Genomic DNA, 11,993 nt, shown 5'->3' on the forward strand with positions numbered 1-11,993 from the left:
GTACACAAAATATGTGTCCACTGGAGATCAACAGTGGGAGCGAGCCTGCTCGCGATGGGGCCGGGACAATCAACACACCTCTTCAGGGATTGGCGCTGACCGCATTCGCCACTTGCGGCACTTGCGGCAACGCCATGCCCTTGGGCCACAGCATCCAGATCTGCCCCTGCTGCTTCATGTCCCCGGCCAATTGCCCCGCCGCCTCGCCCGTGCCCCAGAACAGGTCCGCCCGCACCTCGCCGGCAATCGCGCCGCCAGTGTCCTGGGCGGCCACCGGCCGGTTCAAGGGACTGCCATCGGGGCGAGTGGTGGAGAGCCACAGCAAGCTGCCCAGCGGAATCACCTTGCGGTCCACCGCCACGCTGTAGCCGGCGGTCAGCGGTACATTCAGCGAGCCTCGCGGGCCTTCGTTGCTGTCGGGATTGCGGTTGAAGAACACATAGCTGGGGTTGCTGCCGAGCAATTCAGGAATACGGTTCGGGTTGGCCTTGGCCCAGGCACTGATGGTGCCCATGGTCACGTCTTCTTTCTTAAGCTCGCCTTGCTCAACCAGCCAGCGCCCGATGGGGCGGTAAGGGTGGCCGTTCTGGTCGGCATAACCGATGCGCAGTTGGCGGCCGTCATCGAGGCGAATGCGTCCCGAGCCCTGGATTTGCAGGAATTGCAGGTTCATGGGGTCGGTCAGCCAGGCGATGACCGGGGCCTTGACCCCTTTGGTTTCGATGGTGGCTGCGTCGTCGTACGGCTTGAGCACCCGGCCTTCGAGGCGACCGCGCAGGCGTTTGCCCTTGAGCTCAGGGTAAATGCTATCCAGCGCCACAATGATCATGTCGTCAGGCACACCGTAGACCGGGATATTCGCCGTAGCGGTCTGGGTGAGGCTGCCGGGGTAGACCGGCTCGTAGTAGCCGGTAATCAGGCCATTGGGGCTGTTATCCCCCGAGCGCAGGCCATAGACGTCCAGGTTCTGTTTCAGGAAATTGCGTACATCCGGTGCGGTTTGCGGCACATTGGCCGCTGCTGCGCAGGTCGGGCCCCAGGTCGCATCGGCCTTGAGACGGGTGCAAGCACTGCGCCAGGAGCCGAAACCGGCCAGCAGGTCTGCATCGGACACCGACGGCAGCGCCTCCCACGGTGCGCTGACATAGGTGGCGAGGGCATGGGTCTGAGGCTCTTCGACCTTTTCGCCCCGATTACAACCGGCCAACAGTGCGATCAGCGGTAGGGTCAATGCCAGGCCTTTGTGCCAGGTCTTGATGCGGCTGTTCATGAAGATTTCCTTTGCAGTCATTCGGACGCTGTCAGGCGCTCGAACAACCCGTATTGTTGATAGGGCCATTGGTCTTTACCGATGACCCGAGGATACTAACCGCCGTTTCCTGCCCCGAGGCCAAGATGTTTGTAAAACGATTTTCCATGGCAGTACTGGCCTGCCTGATGCTGTCCGCCTGTGGCGGCGTCGATCCCAATTCTCCCCTGGGCCAGCGCAAGGCGATCTTCAAGCAGATGCTCAAGACCAACGAAGAGCTGGGCGGCATGTTGCGTGGCCGCGTCCCGTTCGATGGCGCACGATTTGCCGACGGCGCGGTGCAACTGGATCAACTGTCCCATGAGCCGTGGAAACACTTCCCGCAGGTACGCGAGCAAGACCACACCAGCGCCCGGGATGAAGTCTGGCAAAAACAGGCGCGCTTCCAGGAGCTGGCCCGCAATCTTGAAGCCGCCACCGGTGAGTTGGTGACCGCCAGCAAAGTCCAGCCCTACAAGGCCAGTTACCTGGGGCCGGCGGTGCAGAAGGTCGAGGATGCATGCAGTGCCTGCCATAAGGAATTTCGGGATCATTGATTTTGAAGCTGCTGCAAGCTGCAAGTGTGGAGCTTTGAACTTGCAGCTAGAAACCTATTTATCCAACTCATCCACCGCTTCCTGCAGTTCCTTGCGGGAGGCTGCCAGCTTGTCCTTGCGTTTGTTGATCCGCTCGGCGTCGCCTTTCTTCATGGCCTTTTCCAGGTCGGCCTGACGTCGGCTGACCTCATGCTTGGCGTCGAGCACCTTGTTTTCACGCTCCTTGCGCAAGGATGCATCGGTGCAATGGGTGGTGACTTCATTCAGCGCGGTTTCCAGGCCTGCCTGCTGGTCCTGGTTGCCACGGGACTTGGCCAGTTCGATCTGGTTGATGATGCCCTGGCGCTTGGCCGCGCAGCCGGTGAGCTCCGGGGCTTGCTCGTCCGCCATCAAGGGGGCGGCCATGGCGCTGCATAAAACCAGCAGGGCAACGGGGGACAGGAAATTCATAGCAACTCCGTAAAAAATCGCGAGCGGTCGGTACAGATGCGCTGTTGGAACGCATGCTTGCCCCTTGGGTTCAACCGCACGGGCCCGGATTAAAAACCGTCGACCCCGGCGGTGCGTAATTCCTCACTCAAGGCCAGCACCTGCGGGTCGCGAAAGAACGCGCTCAATTGCGCGGCGCGTCCCGGTCCGATGCCGGCTTCGGCTTGCCATTGTTCGGTATTTCGCTCGGCCAGCACTTGCCACGGCCCTTCCAGCCGGGCCTCACCGACGGGCGGCAGGCCCAGGGCCTTGAGCCATTGCCCGAAAGGGCGTTGCCGGGCGCTGTCCAGGCTGGCGAGCAGGCGCGCGCTACTGCGTTCGCCAAAGCCGCCAATGTTAGCAAGCTCGGCGGCATCAAGGGTCAACCAATCCAGCAATCCATGCACTCGACCTGCTGCCAGGAGTTTTTCCCAGGTCCCGGGGCCGACATGGGGCAGGGCGAGCCCGTGCTTGCCGCTGAGCCAGTTCAGGCGTGCGAGGAATTGGCTTTCACAGCCGGGCGTCGCTTGCCAGCAACTCAAGAAGTGATGGTCGGTCGCCGCAGGGGCATTTACGTCCTGGCGCTCGAGGCTGCGCAGCACGACGTCGTCGAGGCGCGGGATGGTCAGCCCGGCCAGGCTGATGGCGACCTGATCGCCGGGACGAATGTCCATTTCCTCCCAGCGCTTGAGGGAGCTGACGCTCACTCGGCGGATCCAGCGATCATCGAGCTTGATGGGCTCAAGCTCCAGCACCGGGGTGATGCGTCCGGTGCGCCCGATCTTGAAACGGACCTTGCGGACCTCGGCCAGGGCCTGGGCATAAGGGTACTTCCAGGCCGCGCTCCAGAACGGCGCCTTGGCCTGCCAGCGGTCGGCGGGGGGACGGCGGCTCTGGCGCAGGACGATCCCGTCGCTGGCGAATGGCAGCGGTGTGCGATACCAGTGGTCGCGCCAGTGTTCGGCATCGGCCAATGTCTGGACGGGCTGGTTGTAGTCGAGGGTGTCAGCGAAGCCCAGCTCACTTAACGCGCTCATCCGCTCGGGCAGGGTGTCGGGCCCTTCAGGCCAGTCCCAGACAAACAGGCCGATATCCGCCCCCTCTTGCGCGGTCAGGTTGCTGCGCGCCATCAGGCCCGCCACGGTCGCCCGGGCGTTGAGGCTACCGTTGTCGGCCTGGACATGGGCGTTCAGTCGCCAGTACAACTCGCCCTGCACGAGCAGGTCCAAAGGCTGGCGCAACCGATGGGGGATACTGCTGATCTTGTGCACGGCCCAGGTCCAGTCCTGCCCCTGGATGCCATCGCCGCGGCTGATCGCCTGGTGCAGGCGTCCCTTCCTATAGATCAGGGTCACCGCCACGCCATCGACTTTCGGTTGGGCCCAGACGTCCGTCCGGTCGTGCAACCAGGCCTTCACGGCATCGGCATCCTTGAGTTTGTCCAGGCCGGTATGCAGTACCGGGTGCGGCACCTTCCCGCCCGCCGAGCGCAAAGGGTTGTCGCCGGGTGCTTCAAGACCAAAGCAACTGCGCCATCGGTCCAATTGCAGGCGGGATTGATCGTACAGCTCGTCGGCCACCAAGGAACGACCGAGACGGTGATAAGTGTCATCCCAGGCATCGATTCGCTGTTGCAGCGCGATGACCTCTGCCTGGGCGCGTTCGGTGGGCCAATCGGGGCAGGGCGCGGCGATGGCGGGGGAAACGAGGCACATGAAACAGGTGATTGTACGGAGTAACGGCAGCATCGAAGCATCCTTGCTTGGTGGTGTGCTTGAAGGCTAGCCACTGTGGCGCAAGGTGCGAGGCCTGGAGCGTTACCGGATTTTGCGGCGCCTGCTGGCAAAGTCGCGGCGGTACAGTGCGGCACGATTTAGCCGTGCAACTGTCCCTTGAACCCCTCAAGGGCCGGTGCAGAATGGACCTTCGTTTCGCTTCTGCCAGGAGTGCCCCCGATGGACCTGACGACCCTCGCCGTTTTCATTCCGGCCTGCTTCGCGCTGAACATGGCGCCGGGGCCGAACAACCTGCTGTCCATCAGCAATGCTTCGCGCTATGGCTTCGTCCGCGCATGCAGCGGTGGCCTCGGTCGGCTGGTGGCCTTTGCGATCATGATCGCCCTGGCCGCGGTGGGGCTCACCGCCGTGTTGCATACCTCGGAACTGTTGTTCCTGGGGATCAAGCTCGTCGGTGCCGGTTATCTGTTCTACCTGGCCGTGCAATTGTGGCGGGCCCAGCCCGAGGCCGGCAGCGAAGCGGCGGTCGCGTCGATGAGCAGGGTCGGCCTGGCACGCCAGGAGTTCCTGGTGGCGATCGGCAATCCGAAGGCGATCCTGTTGTTTACCGCGTTCCTGCCGCAATTCGTCGACCGCACGGGCACCGTCACCCAACAATTCGCCGTGCTGGGGGGCTTGTTCCTGGCGCTGGAGTGCATTGCCATCGGGTTGTATTGCTACATGGGCATTTACGCTCGGCGGCTGTTCGCCCGGCCCAGTGGCAAGCGGCTGTTCAATCGGCTGTGTGCGGGCTTGTTGGCCAGTGCGGCTTCGTTTTTGCTGGTGGCGCGACGGACCTGAGTTCGATGGAGGTCCCTTGTGGCGAGGGGATTTATCCCCGCTGGGCTGCGCAGCAGCCCCAAAATGGTCAAGCATGGTTAACCTGACACACCAAGGCAGCTGATTTGAGGCCGCTTCGCAGCCCAGCGGGGATAAATCCCCTCGCCACAGCAGGCATGAAAAAGCCCCAGGTGACCGAGTCGCCAGGGGCTTTTTCTTTATGCGTGGGTATTACAGGCCGGCAGCGGCGCGCAGGGCGTCGGCACGGTCGGTCTTTTCCCAGGTGAAGGTGGTGAAGGTATCGTCACCGACCGTCTTGGTTTGTGGCGTACGACCGAAGTGACCATAGGCTGCGGTGTCCTGGTACATCGGGTGCAGCAGGTCGAGCATGGTGGTGATGGCGTACGGGCGCAGGTCGAACACTTCGCGGACCAGGTTGATGATCTTGTCATCGCCGATCTTGCCAGTGCCGAAGGTGTTCAGCGAGATCGACGTAGGCTGTGCCACGCCAATAGCGTAGGAAACCTGGATCTCGCAGCGCTCGGCCAGGCCGGCAGCCACGATGTTCTTGGCCACATAACGACCGGCATAGGCCGCCGAACGGTCGACCTTCGATGGATCCTTGCCGGAGAACGCGCCGCCGCCGTGACGGGCCATGCCGCCGTAGCTGTCGACGATGATCTTGCGCCCGGTCAGGCCGCAGTCGCCCACCGGGCCGCCGATGATGAACTGGCCGGTCGGGTTGATGTGGAACTGGGTGTCCTTGGACAGCAACTCGGCAGGCAGCACGTGCTTGACGATCAGTTCCATCACACCTTCGCGCAGGTCCTTGTAGGACACATCGGGGTTGTGCTGGGTCGACAGGACGACCGCGTCGATACCGACCACCTTGCCGCCTTCGTAACGGCAGGTCACCTGGGACTTGGCGTCCGGGCGCAGCCAAGGCAACAGGCCGGATTTACGGGCTTCGGCCTGGCGTTGAACCAGCTGGTGCGAGAAGGTGATCGGGGCTGGCATCAGCACGTCGGTTTCGTTGCTGGCGTAGCCGAACATCAGGCCCTGGTCGCCGGCGCCCTGATCTTCGGGCTTGGCCCGATCGACGCCTTGGTTGATGTCGGGGGACTGCTTGCCGATGATGTTCATCACCCCGCAGGTCGCGCCGTCGAAGCCGACGTCGGAGCTGTTGTAGCCAATGCCCAGGATGACGTCCCGGACGATCTGTTCCAGGTCGACCCAGGCCGAAGTGGTGACTTCGCCGGCGATGATCGCCACGCCCGTTTTCACCAGAGTCTCGCACGCCACGCGGGCGAACTTGTCTTCAGCAATAATGGCGTCCAGCACCGCATCAGAAATCTGGTCGGCGATTTTGTCCGGATGCCCTTCAGACACGGACTCGGAGGTGAAAAGGGAGTATTCGCTCATCTCGATGTTTTCCTACAAGTTACCGTTGGTGAGTGTCGCCAGTGGCCGCTGAAAGTGGCGAACCTGGATCTGGAAACCATTACGTAAGCCTATATAGAGGCTCTCCCCGGGCACGAGGCCCGCAGCGGTGGCCCAGCGGGCCAGGTCGTCCTGTTCAAACCCGAGCCAGAGATCGCCGCAGGCCTCCCTGGCCCAGCTCTGGTTGTGGCTGCATAACTCCGTCACCAGCAGGCTGCCGCCCGGTTGCAGCAGGCCGGCCATGTGCCTGAGTGCATCGGCCGGCGCGGCGAAATGATGCAGCACCATGTTCAATACCACGCAGTCGGCCTGCAGGCTCATGCCACCCAGTGCGTCGGCCAGTTGCAGGCTGACATTAGCCAGGGCCTCGCGTTCGCATACCTGGCGCGCCAGTTCGAGCATGGCCGGGCTGTTGTCCAGCGCCGTCACCTGGCTGAAGCGTCGCGCCAGCTCCGGCAGAAAGGCGCCATCGCCGGGGCCGACTTCGATCGCCGTGGCCGTGGGTTCGAAGCTCAGTTTGTCGAGCAGCGCCACAACGCTTTCACGGTATTGCGGCAAGCCGGCGATCAGGTCCTGCTGGGCGCGAAATTTTTCGGCGACCCGTGCGAAGAAGTCCTGGCTGGCGGCGGCCCGTTGTCCGTGTACCTGGGCGATGCGAGCCTGCACGTCGGTCGGCAAGGTCAGCGCATCCACTTCGTCCAGCAGCGCCGCGTGCAGCTTGCCACCCAGCAAATCGGTGTGGGGCAGGGCGCGGCGATAGAAAATGGCGTTGCCTTCCCTACGGGTCGCCACCAGGTCGGCCTGGGCCAGGACCTTGAGGTGATGACTCATGCCGGACTGGCCGATACCGAAGATCTGCGCCAGCTCCAGTACGCCGAACGAATCGTTGGCCAGGGCGCGCAATACATTGAGCCGCAACGGATCGCCGCCGGCCTTGCAAAGGGCCGCCAGCTCATCGCAGTCGTCAGGGCGAATGGAGGGCGCGGGTAAGTTCATGGTGAAGCAGTCTAGTGAGGGGTTTGGATCATCGCAAGTTCAATATCAAAAAGTTTTGATATTGGTGGATAAATGGCACTTCCCAACCTGTGCTTGACTCTACAATCCATCAGCGGAAAGGTTTCACTTGGTGAATGCGGCTTTATCCACCGGAAAAACGCCCAAGGATGACTATCTGTCATTGCCCCGGGGCGGGTGGGTGAGGGAAAATGCTCGCCTTTTTCAGTTTCGTTTTATTCATTCTCGATTCAATACCCGCAGGAGAACAGCGATGCCCAGCCGTCGTGAGCGTGCCAATGCCATTCGTGCCCTCAGCATGGATGCCGTGCAGAAAGCCAACAGCGGCCATCCCGGTGCCCCCATGGGTATGGCGGATATCGCCGAGGTGCTTTGGCGCGACTACCTCAAGCACAGCCCGAGCAACCCATCGTTCGCCGACCGTGACCGCTTCGTGCTGTCCAACGGCCACGGTTCGATGTTGATCTACTCGCTGCTGCACCTGACCGGCTACGACCTGTCGATCGATGACCTGAAGAACTTCCGCCAGTTGCACAGCCGCACTCCGGGCCACCCGGAATACGGCTACACCCCAGGCGTGGAAACCACCACCGGTCCATTGGGCCAGGGCCTGGCCAACGCCGTGGGCTTTGCCCTGGCGGAAAAAGTCCTGGCGGCGCAGTTCAACCGCCCAGGTCATAACGTCGTCGACCACCACACCTACGTATTCCTGGGTGATGGCTGCATGATGGAAGGCATTTCCCATGAAGTCGCCTCCCTGGCCGGCACCCTGGGCCTGGACAAGCTGATCGCCTTCTATGACGACAACGGCATCTCCATCGATGGCGAAGTCGAAGGCTGGTTCACCGACGACACCCCCAAGCGCTTCGAAGCCTACAACTGGCTGGTGATCCGCAACGTTGACGGTCACGATCCGGAAGAGATCAAGACCGCCATCGAGACGGCCCGCAAGAGCGCCCAGCCGACCCTGATCTGCTGCAAGACCACCATCGGTTTCGGCTCGCCGAACAAGCAAGGCAAGGAAGACTGCCACGGCGCGCCACTGGGTGCCGAGGAAATCGCCCTGACCCGCGCCGCGTTGAAGTGGAACCACGGCCCGTTCGAAATCCCGGCCGACATCTATGCCGAGTGGGATGCCAAGGAAAAAGGCCGTGCGCTCGAAGCCGAGTGGGACCAGCGTTTCGCCGCCTATTCCGCCGAGTTCCCGGAACTGGCCAATGAACTGGTCCGTCGCCTCAGTGGCGAGCTGCCAGCCGACTTCGCCGAAAAAGCCTCGGCCTACATCGCTGAAGTTGCCGCCAAGGGCGAAACCATCGCCAGCCGCAAGGCCAGCCAGAACACCCTGAACGCCTTCGGCCCGCTGTTGCCGGAACTGCTGGGCGGTTCGGCCGACCTGGCCGGTTCCAACCTGACCCTGTGGAAAGGCTGCAAAGGCGTCAGCGCCGAAGACGCCAGCGGCAACTACATGTACTACGGCGTGCGCGAGTTCGGCATGAGCGCGATCATGAACGGCGTGGCCCTGCATGGCGGCCTGGTGCCTTACGGCGCCACCTTCCTGATGTTCATGGAATATGCCCGCAACGCCGTGCGCATGTCGGCGCTGATGAAAAAACGCGTGCTCTACGTGTTCACCCACGACTCCATCGGCCTGGGCGAAGACGGCCCGACTCACCAGCCGATCGAGCAACTGGCAAGCCTGCGCTGCACGCCGAACCTGGACACCTGGCGCCCATGCGATGCCGTGGAATCGGCAGTGGCCTGGAAATACGCCATCGAGCGTAACGACGGCCCGTCGGCGCTGATCTTCTCCCGCCAGAACCTGCAGCACCAGAACCGCGATGCCGACCAGATCGGCGACATCAGCCGTGGTGGCTACGTGCTCAAGGACTGCATTGGCGAGCCAGAACTGATCCTGATCGCCACCGGTTCCGAAGTCGGCCTGGCCGTCCAGGCCTACGACAAACTGACCGCCCAGGGCCGCAATGTGCGTGTGGTTTCCATGCCTTGCACCAGCGTGTTCGATGCCCAGGATGCCAGCTACAAGCAAGCGGTGTTGCCGCTGCAGGTCAGTGCGCGGATCGCCATCGAGGCAGCCCACGCCGATTACTGGTACAAGTACGTGGGCCTGGAAGGCCGCGTGATCGGCATGACCACCTACGGCGAATCGGCGCCTGCGCCGGCGTTGTTCGAGGAGTTCGGCTTCACCCTGGAGAACATCCTGGGTCAGGCTGAAGAGCTGCTGGAAGACTGAGCGTAAAGTCGCGTCATCTGGACTGACGCCATCGCGAGCAGGCTCGCTCCCACAAGGATCTCCATTGACCCCTGTGGGAGCGAGCCTGCTCGCGATAGCGTTGGTCCAGGCGCCACTGCCTTCACGGATTCAATCAGGTCAGAGAACCCCCATGCCCCAACCGCGTCCCTACAAAGTTGCACTCAACGGCTACGGCCGGATTGGTCGTTGCGTCTTGCGTGCGTTGTTCGAGCGAGGAGCCAAGGCCGGGTTCGAGATCGTGGCCATCAATGATCTGGCCGACATGGCCAGCATCGAATACCTGACACGCTTCGACTCCACCCACGGCCGGTTTCCCGGCGAAGTGCGGGTCGAGGGCGACTGTCTGCATATTAATGGCGACTGCGTGAAAGTCCTGCGCAGTGCCACCCCTGAAGGCATCGACTGGGCGTCCCTGGACGTCGACCTGGTGCTCGAATGCTCCGGTGCCTACCACACCCGCGAAGACGGCCAGCGCTTCCTCGCCGCCGGCGCGCCACGGGTGTTGTTCTCCCAGCCGATGGCCAGCGAAGCGGATGTCGACGCGACCATCGTCTACGGTGTGAACCAGGATTGTCTGAGCGGCGATGAGCTGCTGGTGTCCAACGCATCCTGCACCACCAATTGCGGCGTGCCGCTGTTGCGCCTGTTGGACCAGGCCATTGGCTTGGAATACGTGTCGATCACCACCATCCATTCGGCGATGAACGATCAGCCGGTGATCGACGCCTATCACCACGAGGACCTGCGCCGCACTCGTTCGGCGTTCCAGTCGGTGATTCCGGTGTCCACTGGTCTGGCGCGTGGCATCGAACGGCTGCTGCCGGAACTTGCCGGGCGAATTCAGGCCAAAGCCGTGCGGGTGCCGACGGTCAACGTGTCCTGCCTCGATATCACGATGCAGACCGTGAGCGATACCGACGCCACCGAGGTCAACCGGATCCTGCGCGAAGCCGCCACCAGCGGCCCGCTCAAAGGCCTACTGGCCTACACCGAGTTGCCTCACGCCAGTTGTGATTTTAACCACGACCCGCATTCGGCCATCGTCGATGCCAGCCAGACCCGTGTTTCCGGGCCACGGCTTGTGAACATCCTGGCCTGGTTCGACAACGAATGGGGTTTTGCCAACCGAATGCTGGACGTTGCCGAGCATTACCTGCAAACCGCTTCTAACAAACCTGCTCTCTAAACAGTTACCCAGGAATTGCGACCCATGACCGTGTTGAAGATGTCCGACCTCGATCTGCAAGGTAAACGCGTACTGATCCGCGAAGACCTCAACGTCCCCGTCAAGGACGGTGTCGTCACCAGCGACGCGCGTATCCTGGCTTCGCTGCCGACCATCAAGCTGGCCCTGGAAAAAGGTGCGGCCGTGATGGTCTGCTCCCACCTGGGCCGCCCGACCGAAGGCGAGTTTTCGGCGGAAAACAGCCTCAAGCCTGTCGCCGAGTACCTGAGCCGTGCCTTGGGCCGTGACGTGCCGCTGGTCGCTGACTACCTGGGCGGCGTGGACGTGAAGCCTGGCGATGTCGTGCTGTTCGAAAACGTGCGCTTCAACAAGGGCGAGAAAAAGAACGCCGACGAACTGGCCCAGCAATACGCCGCCCTGTGCGACGTGTTCGTGATGGACGCGTTTGGCACTGCCCACCGCGCCGAGGGCTCGACCCACGGCGTGGCGAAGTTCGCCAAAGTCGCCGCTGCCGGCCCGCTGCTGGCCGCTGAGCTGGATGCGTTGGGCAAGGCCCTGGGCTCGCCGGCCCAGCCGATGGCCGCCATTGTTGCCGGCTCCAAGGTCTCCACCAAACTGGACGTGCTCAACAGCCTGAGCCAGGTCTGCAACCAGTTGATCGTCGGTGGCGGCATCGCCAACACCTTCCTCGCCGCGGCCGGTCACCCGGTCGGCAAATCCCTGTACGAGCCAGACCTGCTGGACACCGCCCGGGAAATCGCCGCCAAGGTCAGCGTGCCATTGCCAGTGGACGTGGTTGTGGCCAAGGAATTCGCCGAAAGCGCCACCGCCACCGTCAAACTGATCGATGACGTGGCCGAGGACGACATGATCCTCGACATCGGCCCGCAAACTGCGGCCAACTTCGCCGAACTGCTGAAATCCTCCCAGACGATCCTGTGGAACGGCCCGGTTGGTGTGTTCGAGTTCGACCAGTTCGGCAACGGCACCAAGGTACTGGCCCAGGCCATCGCCGAAAGCGCTGCGTTCTCCATCGCCGGTGGCGGCGACACCCTGGCGGCCATCGATAAATATGGCGTGGCCGAGCAGATCTCCTACATTTCTACCGGTGGCGGCGCGTTTCTCGAGTTCGTCGAGGGTAAAGTGCTGCCTGCCGTGGAAGTCCTGGAAAGCCGGGCCAAGGCCTGACGCCGCGTTGACCAGGCAAAGGAGT

General features: G+C 62.6%; 9 protein-coding genes and 1 pseudogene. 5 read left to right on the forward strand and 5 right to left on the reverse strand.

The features are described 5' to 3' along the window. Positions 1–82 precede the first annotated feature (82 nt). Positions 83–1,270, reverse strand: coding sequence for a murein transglycosylase A (mltA, locus tag AC30D9_RS09440; RefSeq protein ID WP_490143931.1), 1,188 nt, complete (start codon positions 1,268–1,270; stop codon positions 83–85). A gap of 125 nt (positions 1,271–1,395) precedes the next feature. Between mltA and AC30D9_RS09445 the strand changes: the two genes are divergently transcribed. Further along, positions 1,396–1,845, forward strand: a complete 450-nt coding sequence (locus AC30D9_RS09445) for a c-type cytochrome (protein ID WP_307572445.1) — start codon at positions 1,396–1,398, stop codon at positions 1,843–1,845. Between the two features lie 54 nt (positions 1,846–1,899). Here AC30D9_RS09445 and AC30D9_RS09450 read toward each other — a convergent pair whose 3' ends face one another. Beyond that, the gene (locus tag AC30D9_RS09450) at positions 1,900–2,295 is read right to left on the reverse strand and encodes a DUF1090 domain-containing protein (RefSeq protein WP_134926188.1); all 396 of its coding nucleotides are present in this window, start codon (positions 2,293–2,295) and stop codon (positions 1,900–1,902) included. A gap of 89 nt (positions 2,296–2,384) precedes the next feature. After that, a complete protein-coding gene (ligB, locus tag AC30D9_RS09455; protein WP_490143932.1) occupies positions 2,385–4,061 on the reverse strand; it encodes an NAD-dependent DNA ligase LigB in 1,677 nt (558 codons plus the stop codon). Positions 4,062–4,268: 207 nt separating this feature from the next. Between ligB and AC30D9_RS09460 the strand changes: the two genes are divergently transcribed. Then, positions 4,269–4,889, forward strand: coding sequence for a LysE family translocator (locus AC30D9_RS09460; RefSeq protein WP_490143933.1), 621 nt, complete (start codon positions 4,269–4,271; stop codon positions 4,887–4,889). A 210-nt stretch (positions 4,890–5,099) separates the two neighbouring features. On the opposite strand, the gene metK is transcribed toward AC30D9_RS09460, so the two are convergent. After that, a complete protein-coding gene (gene metK / locus AC30D9_RS09465) occupies positions 5,100–6,290 on the reverse strand; it encodes a methionine adenosyltransferase (RefSeq protein WP_003177547.1) in 1,191 nt (396 codons plus the stop codon). Between the two features lie 19 nt (positions 6,291–6,309). Further along, a pseudogene (locus AC30D9_RS09470) lies at positions 6,310–7,304 on the reverse strand (ArsR/SmtB family transcription factor). A gap of 271 nt (positions 7,305–7,575) precedes the next feature. Here AC30D9_RS09470 and tkt point away from each other — a divergent pair. The 3 genes from tkt (at position 7,576) to AC30D9_RS09485 (ending at position 11,968) form a co-directional block, all read left to right on the forward strand. Next, the gene (tkt, locus tag AC30D9_RS09475; RefSeq protein WP_307572443.1) at positions 7,576–9,573 is read left to right on the forward strand and encodes a transketolase; all 1,998 of its coding nucleotides are present in this window, start codon (positions 7,576–7,578) and stop codon (positions 9,571–9,573) included. Between the two features lie 151 nt (positions 9,574–9,724). After that, positions 9,725–10,780 (forward strand): erythrose-4-phosphate dehydrogenase, encoded by a 1,056-nt coding sequence (epd, locus tag AC30D9_RS09480; RefSeq protein WP_134926183.1) that lies wholly within the window; start codon positions 9,725–9,727, stop codon positions 10,778–10,780. Between the two features lie 24 nt (positions 10,781–10,804). Beyond that, positions 10,805–11,968: a phosphoglycerate kinase gene (locus AC30D9_RS09485; protein WP_134926182.1), complete on the forward strand. Its 1,164-nt coding sequence runs from the start codon at positions 10,805–10,807 to the stop codon at positions 11,966–11,968. The last annotated feature ends 25 nt before the right edge of the window (positions 11,969–11,993 follow it).

The sequence above is a fragment of the Pseudomonas sp. DF11 genome (genome assembly GCF_058148565.1).